This window comes from Paenibacillus sp. O199 (assembly GCF_001636635.1).
In the GTDB taxonomy this organism is placed as follows: domain Bacteria; phylum Bacillota; class Bacilli; order Paenibacillales; family Paenibacillaceae; genus Paenibacillus; species Paenibacillus marchantiae.
The window spans coordinates 58,951-77,951 of sequence record NZ_LGRP01000001.1 but is presented as its reverse complement, the minus strand read 5'-3'; the positions used below and the strand labels follow the sequence as shown (position 1 = coordinate 77,951).

The following is a 19,001-nucleotide window of genomic DNA, read 5'->3' as shown; positions in this document are numbered from 1 at the left end:
AAATAACCAAGGGGGACGCATGTGATGAGTTTACGTCAACAAAAGGGAAGAAAGCTGGCGCTATTATCCTTGGCTCTACTGATGTTTGGGATAACGGCATGCTCAAGCAGTAGTACGGAGAGTGGCAGCAGTTCTGCAAATTCCTTTAAGCTATGGCTGGGATGGAATGCAACAATTAATAACCAAAGTATGGTCCAAATGTATTGGAAAGAAAAGGAGCCGGGCATAGACGTTCGGCTGGAGGCTACGCAGGGCGATGTAATGACAGAGCTGAACCTGAAATTGAATACTGGTGGTTTTGATGATGCAGCTCTGTTCTCACGTAGTGATGTCGTGACCACTGCGATGACGCGTTCGGGCAGCGTTCTTCCGCTGGAGCAATACTTCGATATGCCGGATAAATATCCTGGATTGGCCTCCATTCCGAAAATCTATCTGGATCAGATGAAAGCTTCGGACGGACATATCTATTCCATTCCGACATGGTTTGATCAAAATCCCGATGATCCTTGGCCCGGTTGGGCTTCCTACGGCTGGTTTGTCCGTACAGATGTACTGGAGAAAACCGGCATGACGATGGATGATCTGAAATCGTTGGACGGTATAGAGAAGTATTTGAGATTGTCGGCTAAACAGAAAGATGAAAACGGGAAACCGTTGATTCCCCTTAGTTTTCTCTCTGACGCAAGCGATGAAAATGTCATCCTAAGTACATTTGGCGTTACGGTCAGCACAGCGGGTGGCGTCATTCCAGTAGAGAAGCAAGGTAATGACTTTCAGTTTATCTATGACAATCCACATTATAAAGCGGCTTACCAATGGATGAACCACATGTTCAGGGAAGGGCTTCTGGATCACGAAGCGATTACAGACAAGAAGGAGCGTTACAAAGAGAAAAACAAATCTGGACGTGTAGCCATGAATGCAGGTGGGTTCTTTAATATGGACGCCCAGTTATGGGAGGTTCTCGATGGACCAACCGATCCGGCATGGTACTATGATGTCATTCCCTATCCGAAAGTGGATGGCGTGAGTGAGATTGGCGCTAATCAGATTATCAATCCTTATCCTGCCAATGACGTATTTATCAATAAAAATACTAAAAATCTCGATTCCATTCTTGCTTTCTTCGATTACACACTACAGCCCAAGCCCGAACAGCAGCAGGTTGTGAACGAAGGTCCGCCAGGAGTGTTCTGGGATTGGGTGGATAAACCGTTAGGAAAATGGGTGTACACGGACGAGAAATATAAAGCGTTGCATGACTCTGGAGATCAAGCGAAGAAGGCAAGCACGACGCCAGAGCTTTATGCGGCATCTTCCTATAGTAATGACTGGTACCCATGGTGGAATTATGGGGTTACTGATCCGAAAGGGAGATTCAAAACGATCGAATTCACCGAAAAGATTGGCAAAATGGGTGGGACCCGGGTTGCTGAAAACTACGATATGGTGAAGGCCAAACCGGGTGGCTTATGGGAGAAATATTTGCCTGAACTTGATAATGTGCGAAAAGAGTATAAAGCCAAGCTGATTATGGCTAAGGATGACTCACAATTTGAACAGGCTTGGAGTGATTTTCAGGCTGCACTGGAAAAACGAGCACATTGGAGTGAGCTCAAACAGGAATGGCATGAGGAGCTTCAAGGCAAGCAGTAATTAGGAGAAGGGGACTGTCGAACGTGACAGTTCCCGTTTGGTATAAAAAAGTATACAATATCACAAATTTTATCCTATAGAACAAAATTGTGCGTACTATTTTCTGAAGGTTATATGGTTTATCATTGCCTTTGCAAATGAATATTGGATATTTATGCGGAGGTCAGGAAATGAATAAATTTGAATCACATCTGGGCTATACAAACATGTTTAAAGAAGACCAACTTACGCTCGGGATATATTTTCCAATAGAGTCTTATAAGGGTAGTATCCCAGAGATGCAGTTAGAGCAACAAATGCAATTGGCGAAAAAGGCAGAAGAAGCGCGCTTTGCTTCCTTATTCGTTAGAGATGTTCCTTTAAATGTTCCAAGCTTTGGGGATGTGGGACAAATATATGATCCATGGGTTTTTCTTGGATTCTTAGCAGCTCATACGAAAAAGATTTCATTGGGTACCGGAAGTATGATCACCACACTACGCCATCCGTTGCATGTAGCAAAAGCAGCAGCTTCTGTTGATCGAATTTCCGGAAAACGACTTGTGCTGGGCATTGCTACAGGGGATCGACCTAGTGAGTTTTCAGCGTTTTCAGTGGACCGAGAAAAACGTGGTGAATTATTTCAAGAATCTTTGCATGTCATGAGAGAAGTCTGGAATGAGGAATTCCCGGTAATTCATTCACCAAGCCTTAACCTTCAGGGTGGCGATTTGTTACCCAAACCGGAGTTAAAGGATATTCCAATTTTAGTAACAGGCCATTCTTCGCAGACACCGGAATGGATAGCAAAATACAGTGATGGCTGGCTGTATTACCCACGAAATATCATTGATCAAGCATCACTTATTCAACAATGGCGTACATTAACGGATGAATTTAAGCCTTTTAATCAGTCTTTATATATCGATTTATCAGAAAATCCAGATGAAGATCCCACTCCTATTCACTTAGGGTTTAGGAGCGGATATAAATTTTTAATTGAATACCTCAATGTTTTAAAAGGAATCGGTGTGAATCATCTTGCATTCAACTTGAAATATGGAACACGTCCGGTTGACGAGGTGATTCAAGAATTAGGGGAGGAAGTGGTTCCATATTTCCCGGCGTTATCTAATAAATAGGTGCAATGTATGCATTTCGGTGCTAGACTACCAGTAAGATTAATTGTAAAGAAGGAGAGGAAAAGGATGATTAAACATTTAGGTCGCATTAATGAATTGGCGAAAAAAGAGCGTGAAGAAGGTTTGACCAATGCGGAACGAGTTGAACAACAAGTATTACGAGAAGACTATTTACGGGAAATTCGTGGGCAAGTTCTAAACACTTTTTCAGTGCTTACCATACTTGATGCAGATGGAAATGATGTAACACCGGACAAAGTACGAAATGAAAAGGGAATCAGTTTGTAGGGAAAATAAACTTTTTGGGAAGAACGAAAAGCCTCCGAGTATTCATTGACAGAAATGGTGTGGATAAATACACTTGTTTTGTAGTTGATTTCGTAGGATGCTTTTTATACACTTTATAAATATTCATTATAAAGGTATTGTATAAAGTGTTAGGTTGATTCATGTATCGAAGTATTTATAACAGGAGTTGATAACATGACTGAAGAAGAACGAATTTTTAATGGGATCTTATTTAGTCCCGGCCATCCAGACCTTAAGGCTATTAAGCTTCGCTCTCACAATCTAAGTAGTCAATACAGTCGTACTTTTGAGGATCAAACGGAGGAACGTGAAGCATTACTCATGCAGATTCTGGGTCGAAAAGGAGAGCGTTGTTTTATACAAGGCCCCATTTTCTTTCATTATGGCGTTCACACAGAAATCGGTAACCACTTTTTTGCGAACTACAATCTGACTGTCCAGGATGATGCTAAGGTCACCATTGGTGATCACGTCAGCTTTGGACCTAATGTGACCATTGTTACACCGGTTCACCCATTCATTGCTTCAGAACGTCGACAAATGCTGGACCAAAACGGGGAACCTAAGTCGCTCTGTTATGCTAAACCTGTCACCATCGGAAATGATGTTTGGATCTCGGCTAACGTCACCGTATGCGGCGGTGTTACCATTGGCGACGGATGCGTCATTGGTGCTGGAAGTGTAGTAACCCAAGATATCCCTGAAGGCTCTTTTGCAGCGGGTGTACCCTGCAGAGTCATTCGTCCCATCACAGAATCGGACAGCATGCGTTATAAACCAGAAGTCCTGGCTGATTGCAGTGTAATTGAATAAAAGTGCTTAACAGTTTTTTTTAGTTGGAATAAGCAGTTCGTATGATGTGTCACACTATCTTGGATAAAAGATTTTCCCATTGAAAGTCGCTAATGTAGCGACTTTTTTGTTTTAACGTTGTAAGTTCTTGTTTTATTCCAGGATAAGGTCCTTGTAGCGATTCCCGATTCGATGAGTATTCACTCAGTGGCAGCGTATAGATATATGTGGTAAAATGTGATTATGAACAATTGATTTAAGTAACCTAATTCATTGGAGTTGATATAAGATGGAGGACAAACAATTTAAGATTGGTCTTTCGAAGAAAGACGGTCAGCTCGGCTTCGTTTTTACCCGTGGAGGGCCGCGTGAGGGTGCAGGAAGAAAGGGAATCGGCGTGACAAAGAAGGTTTCCTTAACTCTAACTGAAGATATCTGGGAAGAAGTTGATCGTGAGTGTGAAGTTCTAGAGATCTCTCGGTCTTCATTTCTAAGGAATTTGATTGATGCCTATTACGACGCTAATAAAAAAGGCAGGTGAATAAGTTGTTAGTACACTTATCAAGAGATTTACTAGCTAAATCTATTCAACATGTCTTTAGGGCTTTATCGAATAATAGTCAGGGTGTGTACATAAATGCAGGAAGCAAAGAGATCGTTTTTAGCGGCAGTAATGCAAGTCTAACGGTTCAACATAGGACTTGTATTACTGATAACAAGATTCATATTGTGAAGGAGGGGAGAATTGTTTGCCCAGCCAAGTATCTATATGAAATCATTCGTAAATTGAATGAGGGAAATGTGGTCTTGGAGGTAAATGAGCAATTTAAAATAAGTATTACTTCTGGGAATACGCGCGTTTGCCTAAGCGGAATGTCGCCTATTGACTACCCATTTATCCCTAAACCATATCATAAACATACAGGTAATAGCATAGATGTATCATGCAGTTCATTAAAGTCTATGATTAAACAGGTAGCTGGGGCAGTTTCAACATCTGAGGCGAAACCAATTTTGACGGGAGTATCGCTGGAGGTACAAGGAAATCTGCTTACTATGATTGCTACAGACGGGGTTATACGAATGGCCACACGGTCAATCTGTATTGAGAACGGAGGGGGATTTTCGGGAAGTGCAGTAATTCCTGGTGTTAACTTAATGGAGATAGTCAAACTGCTGGACGATGAAGACGACGGAATGGTAACTATACAACTTAACCATCATGAGATCAGGTTTATAACGCAAAATCAGATTATTGAATCGGTGTTAATCGATGGTTTATACCCATCAACCAGAAATCTTGTTCCAACCACTTATGTCTCCGAGATTATCTTGAATATCAAATCATTTAGACAAGTAATTGACCGCGTATTTGTGTTGGCTGATCATCATCTAATTACGATACATGTTTCAGAGAAGAGGTTGGAGCTTATATCGAGTACGTCTGAGATTGGTGATGTAAGAGATGAGCTTCTTTTGGAAGATAAGAACGGAGGAAATTTTAGCATTACGATTAATGCGAAGTATCTTCTAAGTACGTTACGATGTATTGAATCAGATAGCATCCGAATACGGTATGCTGGTACAAAAAGTCCCCTTGTTTTGCTTCCAGCTTTGGACAATAGCACATGGCTGTTCTTGTTGAACCCTGTTATGACAAGGATATACGATAGATTTTAAAATGTTATTTAAGTAATCACGCAAAGACCGTGTGGTCTTCTAGAGATTGCACTAGATTGGAACGTATTAAAAGTAAATGAATTGAAGTATGTAGAGGAAAAAATCTAAATAATTATGTAGTTGGGTCTTAGACCCATTCGTAATATAGAAAACGCCCAATTTTTTAGAAAAGATTGGGCGTTTTTATTTTGAATTTATAAATAACTAATACCGGAAGGTTAAGCCTGTGCATAGCGTTCTAAAGTACTTTGACCGTACGTGTTGTTTTAACTGTTTTCTAGTGAACTAGATTCTCTAAATCTGGCTGCAATTTGTTGCGCAGAATATACAGCATGATAGCTCCAACAAGGAACGCGACGAGATCCGCAATGACGAGTGACCATACAACCCCATGGAAGCCATTCAATCGGTTGGCGATATAGAGTACAGGAATCAGAGTAATTCCTTGAATGACTGACATTACAAACGCGGCGGTTCCTTGCGCTGTTGCTTGGAAGATCCCCACAAACAACGAGGTCATTCCTGTAATGAACAAGGATAGGAACGTCACATGTAGAATGTAGCTACCCATTTCAATTAATTGCGGGTCATTCGTAAATAAACCAATTAAGTGGTCGGAAATCAAATAGACGACAACGCCGAACACAACAGCTAACGCAACAATCGTTTTGATCGTAAATCCAATGGTATGCTTCATGCGTAATTTATTTGCTGTAAAAGAGAAAGCAATCAACGGCACAACTCCCTCGCATAAGCCCATCAGAATAAACTCAGGAAATTGCAACAAACGTGATGAAATTCCGTACCCAGCTATGGCCTGATCTCCATATTCGACAAGAAAATGGTTCAAAATGAGCGACATTGCACCCAAGAAGATACTCATGATAAAGACGGGAACTCCGATTTTGAAAACATTACTCATAATTTCCTTGGAAGCCTTGAACCATTTTACGGAGATAGTCAAGAATTGGCTTTTATATCCCATATGGTATGCGTAAAAAACACTGGCAACCAAGTTAGAAATGACCGTTGCAGAAGCAACGCCGATTACACTCCAATGGAAGATGAAGATGACAATCGCATCAAGAATAATATTTACAACCACGCTAAGAATCATACCGATCATGGAAGTGATTGCTGCACCCTCCGAGCGCACGATGTTCTCGAGCGTGAAGAATAATATGACGAATGGTGAACCGATAAGCATAATCGTGACATAGTCTTTTGTAAATCCGAAGGATTCAGCCGTTGCTCCCAAGCTATGAACGATTGGATCGATTAGCGGGAGGCCGATGGCTATTACGATAAGACCAAGAACTAAACTGCTGTAAAAGGCGAATGAGGAAACATGTTTTAGGTCGTCATATCTTTTTTCTCCTAACAAACGGGAGATGAATGTACCGCTACCCATACCAATCAAGTTGCCGAGCGCCATAATTACCGCGAATAATGGCAAGGTTAGGGCGAGTGCGGTTAACATGGCAGTATTGCCTAATGTACCAAGGAAATAGGCGTTCAGGATAGAGTAGATGACACTCATCGACGTACCTAACATCATCGGTACAGCGAAGTGAGCTACGGCTTTTGCGATCGGTGCTTTTTCAAAATAATGGAGTTTTTCTGCATCCATGTGTGAGTCACTACTTTCTTCATTTATTTTTTGAACTGATTTGAAATTCGAACGATATTCCAATTTTCAATCTAACAGTGTTAGTTTGTGCCTTACAGTGTTAGATGTTATCATGAACTTATGAACCTGTAAAGCATAATCTTACACTGTTAGATAAAAGGGCGGATACGGATGAAAAAACAACAGCCTCAGATTTCGGAGGATAAGATTTTGGAAGCTTCTTGGGAGCTTCTTGGGGATGAAGGCATTGAGAAATTCAGTATGAGGCGATTGGCCGATCGGCTGGGTATTCAGGCTCCTTCTCTGTACTGGTACTTTAAGAGCAAGCAGCATCTCTACCAGCATCTGGCCAACCAGATATCGAAAATGATCCTGAATGAATTCCAATCCGACGGGGACTGGAAGGTGCAAATGGAGGGCCTTGCGATATCGATACGGAGTGTACTCCGCCGGTATCCCTGCTCCACGCAGCTTATGATGCAGACGCTGCCACATGAGCCGGACATGATTCGCTTCACCAACCGTACGCTGCTCTGTATGGAATCTACGCCACTTGAGCAAGAGCAGAAATTGCAAGCCGTTCTTACGCTTGTGAACTATGTATTCTTCTTCGTTCTGGATAATTATGAGCACCAGCGCACGGTCTCCGTAATGATTAAGAACCAGGGAGAGCTTCCGGGCGGGGAGATGATCCAGCTACTGGACTCCATGAGCGAGACGGAAGCAGGACTGTTCCGGCGAATGCACAAGGGCGGGTTGTTTGAGATGATGGGGAGCGACGGAGCGTTTGAGTTCGGCTTGAAGCTGATTTTGTCGGGAATTGAGCAGGTGATAAAGGAACAAGAAAATTAGAATGCAAAAAAACCGTACATCAGGATATCGGATGTGCGGTTTTTGATAAGGCTTATTGTTAATCTTATAATGCACCGTTACCTTCAAAATCGACTTGATGACGCAGGGCTACTCCGCAACAATTCTTATGAGAAAAACATTTATAAACATATCCTTTTGAATTATTATTAGGATCTACAGAGAATGAACAGAAGGAATTTGCACAGGAAGTTTTTATGAAAACGATTACAAGATATATTATTGAATGCAACACATATAAGGAGGACTGCTAGCGTACATGAGTTTATATCTAGAAATCCCGGAACTCGACAAAAGACTCCCATTTCGAAGCTTTATTCATAAAGGAGATGTGCTCTGTTATCCTCACTGGCATAAGGAAATTGAAATTATTTATGTTACCCAGGGAAGCCTGGATTTGGGGTTGAATGACAAGGTAATCCGTCTGAAGCAGGGGGAAGTCCAATTCATTAATGGCGGTGACGTCCACTTTTTTTTGTCATCCCCTGATAGTGAGCGAATTGTTATTCAATTTGATCTGAGCCTGTTCCAAGACGTATCCACACTAATTTACGATGATCGGTCGCTTCGTGACATTTTTACTCAAATAGAGCAATCCAGCAGAAACTGGCCTCATGAAACGGCAACCAAGCTTCTTCCTCTTCTGCAAAACATAAGCACAGAAGATTACGAGCGCAAAGAGGGCTATGCATATATGATCAAGGCCAAACTTTATGAAATGTTGACTTTTATTCTAAGAGAAGTACCAAGGGGGAGTGAGAAACATCGACCCCAAATCTCGGAAAATATCCTGACTCCGACCAAAGAAATGCTATTAAAGCTGGAACGGATTTTTGAATATGTAGAAAGCCATTACCAGGAATCAATCATACTAAAAGACGTTGCCGACTATATAGGGTTCAGCCCTTATTATTTCACTAAGTTTTTTAAGAAAAATACAGGAATGACCTTTGTAACTTTTCTAAATGAATATCGACTTAATAAAGCGAAATGGATTTTGCTGAATGAAAACTATTCGATTACCGAAATAGCAGAGCAAGCCGGATTCAATAGCGTTAAGACATTTCATCACTTCTTCAAGGAAGCGACGGGGACATCGCCTTTAAAGTATCGCATGACAATATCCGGGAATAAAACAGCAAGAAAATAGGAAGATAGTCTTTTATGAGACTTGTATGATAAGGGTATTAAACAAGTTGAGGTGCTATACATCTTGCATAAATCAAGGTCGCAGCCACTCATCTTTTTTACATAAAGTTTGCTGTGAGAAATCTAACATGTAGGCATATTCAAAAAGGGAAAGGACGATGAAGATGAATAACCGAATTTATAATATAGCAATTGTTGGCTTTGGGGGGATGGGCAGCTATCATTGCCAGTTAATTGAGCCTGTATCACAGATTTCCGTAATCGGGGTATACGATACTGTTGAATATCGGATGGAATTGGGAAAGGAAGCCGGCTATAAAACATACGCAAGTCTGGATGCTGTTCTGACAGATGAGCTGGTGGATATCGTTTTGATTGCTACACCTAATGATGTTCACAAAGATATAGCAATTCAAGCTCTGCAGGCTGGTAAACATGTAATTTGCGAAAAACCGGTTACAATAACCAGCAAGGATTTTAATGATATTGTCAAGGTAGCGAACGAGGAGAAACGTGTATTCACGGTTCATCAAAATCGTCGCTGGGATGAAGATTTCCGGACTGCCAAGGACATCATCGATAAAAAGACATTGGGCGAGCTGTTCCATTTGGAATCTCGGGTTCAAGGAGCCAATGGCATTCCTGGCGACTGGCGCCAGCTGAAGGATTACGGTGGAGGTATGCTGCTGGATTGGGGCGTGCATTTGCTGGACCAACTGCTACGGATTACAGATAGCCAAATTGAAAGTGTGGCGGCTAATTTAAGTTATATTTTGGGAACCGAAGTGGATGATGGCTTTACGAGTTATATAACATTTAAAGATGGCCTTACGGCACTTATTGAAGTGGGAACGACCAATTATGTGAAGTTACCGAGATGGTATCTCAAAGGAACGGAAGGTACAGCAGTGATTAGGGACTGGGATTTAAGTGGAGAGATTATCACTCGAAATCCGGATGTTGCTCATATAGAACCGAAACCTATCAAAGCGGGGCAGGGATTGACCAAAACGATGGCACCGCCGTCCGAACAGTCCACACTAAAGTTTGCGATTGAAAAGCCGGATTTGGAGGAGCAAAGCTTCTATGAAAATTTCGTCTCTGTACTCGAAGGGAAATCTGAAATTGCAATTAAGAATGATGAAGTTCACAGAGTACTTGTACTGATTGAGACTATTTTTGAGGCAGCAGAGACCAAAAGTGTGATCCTTAGAAGTATTTAACACACTTTCTGTTATTGCTGTAACTACCATAGATGTGTTAAATCGTGTAAGCCGTCATAATGACGGCTTTTTGTCTGTCTAAATTTCCGTAAGTTTAATTGTGGCCAAAAGGCTCGCTATATGATGAATCCCAATTGGATTTTAATCGTCAAAGTCGCTATTTTAGCGGCTTTTTATTATTTTATTTTACAAATCCATATCCATCCTTGAGAGCAAGAGGTTGGTCTGGTCACTCGTTTGAAAAATATCTAAATATTAAATTTACAACAAAATGTGACCAAATGCCGTCCTTGAGAGTGTTAGAGATATAAAGGAGGGCAGAACAACCATGCAGCGATCAATGCCCCAACGGGGAGATCATATGATGAAAGTCTATGAGACTTACGCGGATACGCTGTTCCGGATTGCCATGGTGCACCTCGGCAGGAGAGAGGACGCGGAGGAAGCCACTCAGGATACCTTCATCAAGTTAATGGAAAAAGCCCCTACATTCAACGATGCAGAACATCAGAAAGCATGGTTGATCCGGGTCATCACCAATCATTGTAAATCCTTATTAGGCAGAGGCTGGCGCAAACGGGAGGTCAAGTTGGAGGGAGCAAACCCCCTTACGACAGACGACCCCGAAGATCAGGCACTGATCGAACTCGTGTTGTCACTGCCCGTCAAGTATAGATCGGTGGTTCATTTGTACTATTACGAAGATTATCCGATCCGGGAAATCGGCGAGATTCTGCAGATCAGCGAGTCTGCAGTGAAGATGCGATTGAAGCGGGGAAGACAGCTTTTAAAACTGGAGCTGGAAGGAGAAGAACCCCAATGAACGAGGAACAATTCAAACGAAATTATAAGAAAGCGGTGGACCATATGAAAACAAATGACCAAATGAAAAAACGGATAGAGCAAACCTTGAACACACAACGCCATGAACAAAAGCGCCAGCGAAAACCTCTATATATTGCAGCGAGCGTCGTCATTGCTGCCAGTGTTGGACTCGCGGCGCCAAGCATATGGCAGCAAGTGAGCGGACCGGCCGCGCCAGCGACGCAGGTGGCACAGGTCACTCCGGGCGCATCATTCGACCCTGTGGTGATTCCGAAGACAGAGCTGCCGGATTCAAAGAACGGCGTGAAGGCCGATATGCTTCAACTGGTGGTTTATCAGGGCAACGTCTATACACAGTCTGCTACATCGCTTGACGGTACGGATGCGCTTGCCCTGCGAGGCGAGAAGCTCGGTACTACAACAGGGGGCATTCATGAGCTGAGCGACAAGGGTGAGTACACGGAGCTTTCCTCCAACATTGGAGAAGCGGACATCTATGCGGTCAACGGCTACGACACGAATTTCCGTATCATGTCTTACACCGAGATCGATGGTCAGGTATATGCCCAACTGTTTGACCAGAGCAACGGCATCACTATCGGCAGCGGCGAAGACCTTATCGGCAAGCTTCATCTCGAAGGCAACGTCACTTCGGCGCAGTGGGAGACCTTCGCCAGCTGGAACAACGGCTTGCAGCAGCTGCAGCCGCTCGCAGCGGACAAATCGCTTAACAGCTTTATCTCAGCGCTTTACGCGGCTAAACCGATAGCAACAAGCCCTGAACTGGAGGAGCGCTTTTACGGGCAGGAAAATCGCAAGATCATCTACCTGACGCTCGAAGATAAGACGCAGGTCCAATTAGTTCTGTTTGGGGAAGGTCTGGTGCGTTACGGCAATGTACCGGTATTCTTCGAAATCGAGAAAGGTGCCTTCCAAGCGTTCTGGAACAGCCTGGGCAAGTAAGGCGAAGCTAGCGATTGATGAACATTTAGGATTAGGGAGATGACTTGATGCTGAATCCAAAAATACCGGAGAAGGTCACCTAACTGTTCAGATGAATTAAGATCGTAAAAGCCCACGTATTGCTCAAGTTGGAGCAGTACGTGGGCTTTGGGTTATTTAAATAATCATGGAGATTAAGTTTGATAGGTATCTTTTATAAACTGAATAAAGTGTGCAGTAGCTGAACTGAATATTTTATTCTTTTTCCAAGCGAGTACATGACTACTGGTCCGTTCAGGTTCAAATGGAACAAAACAAGTACGACTACTTTCCCGGATCGTATAAGATCCACTCACACAAATGGCATATCCAAGTTTCCGTTCTACCAACAGCATAGCATTCGTCAGTAAATTATGTGATGCAAAAATTGACAGGCTATCATTCTCTACACCAAGCCAGCTTGCAATCTCATTTTGTACAATTGTGCGTCGGGGCGGAATTAAGGGTAAAGCAAGAATATCTTCAATACCAATAGATGTTTTCTGAGCAAGAGGATCATCACGTCTCATCAGAATCCCCCACTTTTCCTCATAAGGTAATCGAATATATTCATACTTTGCAGCTTCAATTGGTTCCAAAAATATACCGATATCGATATTACCTCGGTCAAGTTTCTCTCTAATGTCATCTCCATCTGCGCTGTACAATTCATACTGTACCCTAGGGTGCCGATTGGAGAATTCCTCTAATAATTCTGGCAACGCTCTAGAAACGGTGGACTCAACACATCCAATAGAAACAACGCCACCAATCAAATCTTTTTGTTCTGCCAGATCTCTTTCTGTCTTATCTAGAAGGGAAATAATTTCTTTTACCCGTTGTTGAAAAAGTAGCCCGCTATCGGTCAGCGTAATTTGCCTCTTGCCCCGTATAAACAAACGAGTACCCAGCTCTTCTTCAAGATCCATAAGCTGTCGGCTTAGTGTTGGTTGTGTAATGTGAAGGATTTCTGCTGCTTTTGTTATATTGCCTACGTTAGCCACAGTTAAAAAATACTTCAAAACACGAATATCCATTCTAATCATCCTTCCATAAGTCCACTAATGGATAACTTACAGATTATTATACGATACATATTAGGCATGATAAAACATTCATCATAGGTATTAGAAATCTTTCACTTTGGAAATTACCATAGGAGTAGATACTCTTACACAAATTTATAAGCCTGATAAAAAATACGGTTAAGAAAGGAAACGATGATGAAGAAAAGAATTTTGGGAGTCAACGGTTTGGAAACCTCTGAAGTTGGATTTGGATGTATGGGGCTGAACTACCATCGGGGACCGGCAAAAGACCGGGGTGAAATGATATCCGTTGTACACTCAGCTATTCATGCTGGCATCACGATGTTTGATACAGCGGAGGTTTATGGGCCTTACACCAATGAGGAGCTTGTTGGTGAGGCGCTCACAGGGCGTCGGCATAAGGTACAGATTGCAACGAAAGGAGGCCATAAAATTGCTAGCACAACAAATGAACTGGACAGCCGTCCAGAATCCATTATTCGTTCGGTTGAAGGATCATTAAAAAGATTAAAAACAGATTATATCGATTTATACTACATCCACCGTGTTGATCCAAAGGTTCCAATTGAAGATGTGGCGTTGACGATGCAAAAGCTGAAAAAAGAAGGTAAGATTCTCCACTGGGGTTTGTCAGAGGCGAGCGCTACAACGATTCGTCGTGCGCATAACGTTGAACCACTGACGGCAGTGGAAAGTGAATACTCGATGTGGTGGCGAGAGCTGGAAAGAGACATTTTTCCCGTACTCGATGAATTGGGGATCGGTTTGGTAGCCTATAGTCCCTTGGGTCGTGGATTTCTTACCGGGAAATTAGACAAGAATGCTTCATTCACGGAGAACGACAACAGGGGCGAGCTTCCGCGGTTTACAAAGGAAGCGATGGAAGCAAATCAGGTGGTTGTTCAGTATCTGAACAAGCTTGCTGAGAAGAAAAATGTAACCACAGCGCAAATTGCACTAGCATGGATTCTTGCTCAGAAACCCTCTATTGTACCTATCCCAGGCACAACAAATGTCAGTAGAATCTCAGAAAATGTTGCAGCATCTGATATTGTCTTCACCGAGCAAGAATTGATGACAATTAATGATGAGATTAGCAAGATCCAAATTGTGGGTGACCGCTATCCCGAATCTGAGAAGAAAAAGACAGGCATTTAACAGGTTAAACACCTCACCTTGAATATTCAAGGTGAGGTGTTTTGGTTGTATAGGCGCCCATTGTCATTCCAATTGCCATACATTTTATTTTGTTTGGTGTTTGCTATAAACTTATCTAATCTTTTGTTAAATAACGCAGGTTGAGTTTTATAGCTTTGGATGGTGTCGATTCGAATTCTTTTATAAAGATCTGGGAATGCCGCAAAATTCTGATATACATCCGTGTCCTCTTTCAACCTCTGCTCAATAATAGGGTCAATTTTAAATGATTCGTAACTGAGATCAGGGAGAGCCTTTCGACCTTCATCTGTCATTAATCCCAACGATTCAAGGCGACGGGCTCGTTCTTTATTCAATTCAGTCCACGAACTTTTTTTGCTTCTCGGAGATAGTCTTTGAGCTAATTGAGTCTCGGAAATTTTCTTTTTTTGTCCATCAATCCATCCAAAACACAAGGCTTCTTCAACAGCATCCAGATATAGCAACGTACCTGGTGTTGATTTCATACTCACCACGACCCAGCAAGAATTTTCAGTCAGGCAATGTTCTTGAAACCAAAATCTCAATTCGCTTTTTGACTTTGCTGGAAGCAGTTCATTAAGTAGCATTAGAAATTACGCTATCCAGGAATGTGTAAGCATCGCTATTAAACTTCCAAACGATACCAAATTTATCAACCAACATTCCGAAGCAGGAAGACCAAGGCATCTCTGATAATGGCATGATCACATAGCCGCCTTCAGACAAATTAGTAAAGTAGTTTTTCATTGCCTGTTTATCATCAATAATGATACTAATGATTACATTGTTACCTTTAACCAGCTCACCCGTTACATTCTTCATCGAAGGAAGAACATCCGACATCATTATTTTCCCACCAGCGAATTCTAACGATGACTCCATAATCATATTCAACTCATTTTCTGGCAATGGATAGTTTGGATCTTGTGAAAAATCCTTGAATTTCACTTTTTTCACCTTACTTGCGTTTAAAGCTTCTGAGTAAAACGCGATGACCTGTTCTGTGTTCCCATCAAAATTTAAATATGCAATAACTGACATGATAAAACCTCCTTCTTGTAATACATGAAGTGTAAGCTATAATAGGTGACAGCTAGATTGTCACCTATTATAGCTATGTTCGAAATTTATTTACCTAAAGAGGACTATCATGAACAAAATTGAAAGATTAATATCGATCATAATGATCTTGCTGCAAAAGAATGTCGTATCAGCTACCGAATTTGCAAAATTATTCAATGTGTCCAAAAGAACGATTCTACGTGATATGGAAACACTTGGATTATCTAACATTCCCATTTATTCTATAAATGGAGTGAACGGTGGATATGGGATTATGGATGAATACAAAATAGACAAACGACTTCTAAGTAGCAATGATTTAGAAAATATACTAACTGCACTGGGCGGATTAGGGAAAATTCTCTTTAGTGACGAAGTAGAATCAACGCTTAAAAAGATTGAATCGATGATAGGTTCAACGATTTCGGGAGGTACAATTCAACTGTCTTTTTATAATTGGGATGGTCGTCCTGAAATTGTCCAAATCTTAAAGACCTGTCAGGAAGCAATAGAGCAAGGAAGGTTACTTACATTCGATTATATAGATCAAAGTGGGGTCAAGTCACAGAGACGGGTCGAGCCATACCAACTTCATTTTAGTGAAATGAGTTGGTATTTGAAGGGGTTTTGTTTAGATCGAATGGAGTATCGAACGTTTAAACTGTCCAGAACGGATAATCTGAATATCGATATTAAAACATTTATTGCTAGAGATTATATGACTGAACAGAAAAAAGAGCAATATTATCAACCGAATCTAATTACAATTAAAGTATTGATCTCACATCGAATAAAAGATCAATTTATTGAAAGATACGGTCAAAAAAGGATTGAGGCTCACAATTCCGAACTGCTTATAGCCGAAATAGATATGCCGCAAAACCACTTTGGATTCCGGTTTTTAGCTAGCTTTGGAACGGATTTGGAAATCATAGAACCTAAAGTATATGTTGAAGAATTTCGAGAGTTTCTAAATGCCATGATAAATAAATATGTCTAAGAACCCATATCTTAATTCTGTTGAATGTTTCTTCTTTGTATAGGCCGGTCTCTTTTTATGATAAGAAGGAGGTATTTAGTTATGGAAAAAGCGATCTACTTAATTACAGGCGTAATGGCTTCTGGTAAGTCAACAGTGTCGGAGCTGCTGGCTTCCAAGCTGGGAAAAGCCGTGCATCTGCGTGGTGATATATTCCGTCGCATGATTGTATCCGGCCGCGAAGACATGTCCGCTGAACCGTCGGAAGAAGCATTCCGTCAATTATATTTGCGTTATCAGTTAGCCGCAAATGCCGCAAAAACCTATTATGAGAATGGTTTTTCTGTTGTTTTGCAGGATAATTACTACGGCGCGGAATTAGTCTATATGATGGAGCAGTTAAAGGATTACCCGGTTCAGTTAGTTGTGCTGTGTCCGAAGGTAGAAGTGGTAAAAGAGCGTGAAAAATCAAGAGGAAAAGTGGGGTACACTGGCTTCACGGTAGAGAATTTGTATTCAGACTTTTTGAAGGAAACGCCTCAAATCGGATTTTGGCTGGATAGTTCGGAGCAGTCCGCTGAACAATCAGTGAACGATATTTTACTGCATTTTAGATGAAAACCAATGACTAATTTCAAGTCGCAAAAGTCACAGAATGCTCCGAATATGTAGTTTTTAAACTTTGTACAATGCATAATGATCATTAAAATATGCAATAATAAAGTCCCGGAAATTTCTGGTGGAGGAGGATAAATGTCTATCCTTCACCCAAGATAGCCCCACTGGATAGGTGGGATTAATATCTGCGATTCTGACGTAATTCAAATCCAACTTTCTACAGACCGAGATAGGGATTAACGAGATACCCTGATTGACCTTAATAATCTCCGCGAGTAAATGAGAGTCCACCTCGAATATATTCTTGGGAGTGAATCCTGCTTTTTTGCAAAGCTCGGTTGTGAAAAAGCTATATTCCTCATTATTAGCAAGGGAAATAAAAGATTCTTCGGCCAATTTGCTTAACGAAATTTCAGATTTTGTCGCAAACTTGTGTGTGGAAGGTAAAACCAGCACGATATCTTCATTAATAAGGACACAACTCTCAATCTCATCGTCCGCTATAGGTGGACCTGCGATCCCCAAATCAATATCCCCTTTTTTTAAGCTTGCAAGGATGTCATTTCTAGCTCCAAGTCCCTGTTGTATATTGGTATCCGGACACTGGGTAATATATCTGGTAATCAGTCCTGATAGGAATCTGGGATTTGAAATCGATATTTTGATGGTATGGGCCATTTCGTTATCCTGCGTTTGTATTTCCATTCTTGCATTTTCAATTTCGGTGAAAATCCTGTTGACATGTTTCAAGAGGATTTTTCCGGATACATTCAATTGAATATTTCTTCCTTTCCGATCAAATAAGGTTGTACCCAATTCATCCTCAAGTCTCTTTATCGTCAGGCTTAAAGAAGGCTGAGCAATATTTAATTGTTCGGCAGCCTTAGATATATGTTCTGTATAAGCGACGGTCTGAAAGTATTTCAACTGAAGCAGCTCCACTATAGTGCACCTCTTATATTTATTATAATAAATGAGTTTATATATTATCATGTATTAGATTAAATGTAAATTGAGATGTAAAATGGGTTTTGTAATCATCATTCCGGTAGAGAAATCAGACAACAGAATGAAGAAATTAGAGATCGGAAGGTGTCGTTCAGATGAGAAAGGAAGAAGTGGTTAAGCAATTTACAACTCCGCTGGATGCAGGGGCATTTCCTTTGGGACCATATCGTTTCTATAATCGCGAATACTTGAACATTTTATATAGAACCGATCTGGAACGCTTAAGAAAAATCGTTCCGGAGCCATTGGAAGTTACCTCTCCGCTTGTAAGGTTTGAGATTATGAAAATGCCGGATGTAACAGGCCTTGGTTCCTATACAGAGTGTGGACAGGTGATACCTGTTAACTTTGAAGGGGAGGAAGGAGATTATCTCCACGCAATGTACGTAGACAGTTTTCCTGCAATCGCATCAGGCAGGGAAATAGGTGCCTATCCTAAAAAAATGGGCAAACCCAGTTTGTATGTAGATTCCGACACATTGGTTGGACTTATGGATTATGGCTCTTTAAGAGTGGCTACCGCGACCATGGGATATAAGCATTTTCCACTTGATCATTCGGAGGCGCTACAAGAGATTGTTAAACCAAATTATATGCTGAAAAAGATGCCTGATTATGACGGATATCCAAGAATCTGTGAATTGGTACGGAGCCAAATTACGGATATTAAAATTCAGGGCGCCTGGTCAGGTCCTGCAAGACTGGAGCTATTCGCTCATGCTCTTGCGCCAATGGCAGATTTGCCTGTACTTGAGGTTGTTTCAGCTTCCCATATCATAACAGAGCTTTCGCTGCCTTCTCCAAAAGTTATATATGATTATTTAGCTGATGAGAAATAAACGTCATTAAAAGCAATCAAACATAAAA

At 41.4% G+C, this 19,001-nt stretch carries 20 protein-coding genes; 15 read left to right on the top strand and 5 right to left on the bottom strand.

Annotation, left to right across the window (positions count from 1 at the left end; genetic code table 11):
• Positions 1 to 24 precede the first annotated feature (24 nt).
• The 6 genes from A6049_RS00360 (at position 25) to dnaN (ending at position 5,561) form a co-directional block, all read left to right on the top strand.
• On the top strand, positions 25 to 1,659 hold the full coding sequence (locus tag A6049_RS00360; RefSeq protein WP_063562692.1) for a type 2 periplasmic-binding domain-containing protein: 1,635 nt from the start codon (positions 25 to 27) through the stop codon (positions 1,657 to 1,659).
• A gap of 170 nt (positions 1,660 to 1,829) precedes the next feature.
• Positions 1,830 to 2,780 (top strand): LLM class oxidoreductase, encoded by a 951-nt coding sequence (locus A6049_RS00355; protein ID WP_063562691.1) that lies wholly within the window; start codon positions 1,830 to 1,832, stop codon positions 2,778 to 2,780.
• A gap of 66 nt (positions 2,781 to 2,846) precedes the next feature.
• Complete coding sequence (locus A6049_RS00350; RefSeq protein ID WP_063562690.1) at positions 2,847 to 3,068, top strand: DUF896 domain-containing protein; 222 nt, start codon at positions 2,847 to 2,849, stop codon at positions 3,066 to 3,068.
• A gap of 195 nt (positions 3,069 to 3,263) precedes the next feature.
• Entirely contained in the window at positions 3,264 to 3,902 is a 639-nt protein-coding gene (locus A6049_RS00345) for a sugar O-acetyltransferase (protein ID WP_063562689.1), read from the top strand.
• Between the two features lie 268 nt (positions 3,903 to 4,170).
• Positions 4,171 to 4,422, top strand: coding sequence for a ribbon-helix-helix domain-containing protein (locus tag A6049_RS00340; protein ID WP_063562688.1), 252 nt, complete (start codon positions 4,171 to 4,173; stop codon positions 4,420 to 4,422).
• A gap of 5 nt (positions 4,423 to 4,427) precedes the next feature.
• Positions 4,428 to 5,561, top strand: a complete 1,134-nt coding sequence (gene dnaN, locus A6049_RS00335; RefSeq protein WP_063562687.1) for a DNA polymerase III subunit beta — start codon at positions 4,428 to 4,430, stop codon at positions 5,559 to 5,561.
• Between the two features lie 277 nt (positions 5,562 to 5,838).
• Here dnaN and A6049_RS00330 read toward each other — a convergent pair whose 3' ends face one another.
• A complete protein-coding gene (locus A6049_RS00330; protein ID WP_063562686.1) occupies positions 5,839 to 7,191 on the bottom strand; it encodes an MATE family efflux transporter in 1,353 nt (450 codons plus the stop codon).
• 171 nt (positions 7,192 to 7,362) lie between these two features.
• Here A6049_RS00330 and A6049_RS00325 point away from each other — a divergent pair, with 171 nt between their 5' ends.
• From A6049_RS00325 to A6049_RS00305, 5 genes are all read left to right on the top strand, one after another.
• A complete protein-coding gene (locus tag A6049_RS00325) occupies positions 7,363 to 8,043 on the top strand; it encodes a TetR/AcrR family transcriptional regulator (protein WP_063562685.1) in 681 nt (226 codons plus the stop codon).
• Positions 8,044 to 8,320: 277 nt separating this feature from the next.
• Positions 8,321 to 9,211 (top strand): AraC family transcriptional regulator, encoded by an 891-nt coding sequence (locus tag A6049_RS00320; protein ID WP_063562684.1) that lies wholly within the window; start codon positions 8,321 to 8,323, stop codon positions 9,209 to 9,211.
• A gap of 157 nt (positions 9,212 to 9,368) precedes the next feature.
• Positions 9,369 to 10,433 (top strand): Gfo/Idh/MocA family protein, encoded by a 1,065-nt coding sequence (locus tag A6049_RS00315; protein WP_063562683.1) that lies wholly within the window; start codon positions 9,369 to 9,371, stop codon positions 10,431 to 10,433.
• Between the two features lie 328 nt (positions 10,434 to 10,761).
• Positions 10,762 to 11,256 carry an RNA polymerase sigma factor gene (locus A6049_RS00310; protein ID WP_063562682.1) on the top strand — a complete coding sequence of 165 codons (495 nt, stop codon included), beginning with the start codon at positions 10,762 to 10,764 and terminating at the stop codon, positions 11,254 to 11,256.
• The gene (locus tag A6049_RS00305; RefSeq protein ID WP_063562681.1) at positions 11,253 to 12,221 is read left to right on the top strand and encodes a hypothetical protein; all 969 of its coding nucleotides are present in this window, start codon (positions 11,253 to 11,255) and stop codon (positions 12,219 to 12,221) included. Before A6049_RS00310 ends, A6049_RS00305 begins: the two co-directional genes overlap by 4 nt.
• Before the next feature lie 173 nt (positions 12,222 to 12,394).
• Here the strand turns inward: A6049_RS00305 and A6049_RS00300 are convergent, their stop codons facing one another.
• Positions 12,395 to 13,276: a LysR family transcriptional regulator gene (locus A6049_RS00300; protein ID WP_063562680.1), complete on the bottom strand. Its 882-nt coding sequence runs from the start codon at positions 13,274 to 13,276 to the stop codon at positions 12,395 to 12,397.
• A gap of 186 nt (positions 13,277 to 13,462) precedes the next feature.
• Between A6049_RS00300 and A6049_RS00295 the strand changes: the two genes are divergently transcribed.
• The gene (locus A6049_RS00295; protein ID WP_063562679.1) at positions 13,463 to 14,446 is read left to right on the top strand and encodes an aldo/keto reductase; all 984 of its coding nucleotides are present in this window, start codon (positions 13,463 to 13,465) and stop codon (positions 14,444 to 14,446) included.
• Between the two features lie 26 nt (positions 14,447 to 14,472).
• Here the strand turns inward: A6049_RS00295 and A6049_RS00290 are convergent, their stop codons facing one another.
• Positions 14,473 to 15,054 (bottom strand): YdeI/OmpD-associated family protein, encoded by a 582-nt coding sequence (locus A6049_RS00290; RefSeq protein WP_063562678.1) that lies wholly within the window; start codon positions 15,052 to 15,054, stop codon positions 14,473 to 14,475.
• The gene (locus A6049_RS00285) at positions 15,044 to 15,508 is read right to left on the bottom strand and encodes a VOC family protein (RefSeq protein ID WP_063562677.1); all 465 of its coding nucleotides are present in this window, start codon (positions 15,506 to 15,508) and stop codon (positions 15,044 to 15,046) included. The genes A6049_RS00290 and A6049_RS00285 overlap by 11 nt, the downstream gene beginning before the upstream one ends.
• 109 nt (positions 15,509 to 15,617) lie before the next feature.
• On the opposite strand from A6049_RS00285, the gene A6049_RS00280 reads away from it, so the two are divergent.
• On the top strand, positions 15,618 to 16,529 hold the full coding sequence (locus tag A6049_RS00280) for a helix-turn-helix transcriptional regulator (RefSeq protein WP_063562676.1): 912 nt from the start codon (positions 15,618 to 15,620) through the stop codon (positions 16,527 to 16,529).
• Positions 16,530 to 16,610: 81 nt separating this feature from the next.
• Entirely contained in the window at positions 16,611 to 17,126 is a 516-nt protein-coding gene (locus A6049_RS00275; protein WP_063562675.1) for an AAA family ATPase, read from the top strand.
• A 57-nt stretch (positions 17,127 to 17,183) separates the two neighbouring features.
• On the opposite strand, the gene A6049_RS00270 is transcribed toward A6049_RS00275, so the two are convergent.
• The gene (locus A6049_RS00270; RefSeq protein ID WP_063562674.1) at positions 17,184 to 18,068 is read right to left on the bottom strand and encodes a LysR family transcriptional regulator; all 885 of its coding nucleotides are present in this window, start codon (positions 18,066 to 18,068) and stop codon (positions 17,184 to 17,186) included.
• Positions 18,069 to 18,229: 161 nt separating this feature from the next.
• Here A6049_RS00270 and A6049_RS00265 point away from each other — a divergent pair, with 161 nt between their 5' ends.
• On the top strand, positions 18,230 to 18,973 hold the full coding sequence (locus A6049_RS00265) for an acetoacetate decarboxylase (RefSeq protein ID WP_063562673.1): 744 nt from the start codon (positions 18,230 to 18,232) through the stop codon (positions 18,971 to 18,973).
• The last annotated feature ends 28 nt before the right edge of the window (positions 18,974 to 19,001 follow it).

What these genes read in the sequence shown, in the direction of transcription:
- A6049_RS00315 (WP_063562683.1), top strand. Translation starts at nt 9,369, where the DNA reads ATGAAGATGAATAACCGAATTTATAATATAGCAATTGTTGGCTTTGGG.
- A6049_RS00280 (WP_063562676.1), top strand. Translation starts at nt 15,618, where the DNA reads ATGAACAAAATTGAAAGATTAATATCGATCATAATGATCTTGCTGCAA.
- A6049_RS00340 (WP_063562688.1), top strand. Translation starts at nt 4,171, where the DNA reads ATGGAGGACAAACAATTTAAGATTGGTCTTTCGAAGAAAGACGGTCAG.
- A6049_RS00320 (WP_063562684.1), top strand. Translation starts at nt 8,321, where the DNA reads ATGAGTTTATATCTAGAAATCCCGGAACTCGACAAAAGACTCCCATTT.
- A6049_RS00310 (WP_063562682.1), top strand. Translation starts at nt 10,762, where the DNA reads ATGCAGCGATCAATGCCCCAACGGGGAGATCATATGATGAAAGTCTAT.
- A6049_RS00295 (WP_063562679.1), top strand. Translation starts at nt 13,463, where the DNA reads ATGAAGAAAAGAATTTTGGGAGTCAACGGTTTGGAAACCTCTGAAGTT.
- A6049_RS00285 (WP_063562677.1), bottom strand. Translation starts at nt 15,508, where the DNA reads ATGTCAGTTATTGCATATTTAAATTTTGATGGGAACACAGAACAGGTC.
- A6049_RS00350 (WP_063562690.1), top strand. Translation starts at nt 2,847, where the DNA reads ATGATTAAACATTTAGGTCGCATTAATGAATTGGCGAAAAAAGAGCGT.
- A6049_RS00325 (WP_063562685.1), top strand. Translation starts at nt 7,363, where the DNA reads ATGAAAAAACAACAGCCTCAGATTTCGGAGGATAAGATTTTGGAAGCT.
- A6049_RS00275 (WP_063562675.1), top strand. Translation starts at nt 16,611, where the DNA reads ATGGAAAAAGCGATCTACTTAATTACAGGCGTAATGGCTTCTGGTAAG.
- A6049_RS00290 (WP_063562678.1), bottom strand. Translation starts at nt 15,054, where the DNA reads ATGCTACTTAATGAACTGCTTCCAGCAAAGTCAAAAAGCGAATTGAGA.
- A6049_RS00300 (WP_063562680.1), bottom strand. Translation starts at nt 13,276, where the DNA reads ATGGATATTCGTGTTTTGAAGTATTTTTTAACTGTGGCTAACGTAGGC.
- A6049_RS00305 (WP_063562681.1), top strand. Translation starts at nt 11,253, where the DNA reads ATGAACGAGGAACAATTCAAACGAAATTATAAGAAAGCGGTGGACCAT.
- A6049_RS00355 (WP_063562691.1), top strand. Translation starts at nt 1,830, where the DNA reads ATGAATAAATTTGAATCACATCTGGGCTATACAAACATGTTTAAAGAA.
- A6049_RS00360 (WP_063562692.1), top strand. Translation starts at nt 25, where the DNA reads ATGAGTTTACGTCAACAAAAGGGAAGAAAGCTGGCGCTATTATCCTTG.
- A6049_RS00345 (WP_063562689.1), top strand. Translation starts at nt 3,264, where the DNA reads ATGACTGAAGAAGAACGAATTTTTAATGGGATCTTATTTAGTCCCGGC.
- A6049_RS00330 (WP_063562686.1), bottom strand. Translation starts at nt 7,191, where the DNA reads ATGGATGCAGAAAAACTCCATTATTTTGAAAAAGCACCGATCGCAAAA.
- A6049_RS00265 (WP_063562673.1), top strand. Translation starts at nt 18,230, where the DNA reads ATGAGAAAGGAAGAAGTGGTTAAGCAATTTACAACTCCGCTGGATGCA.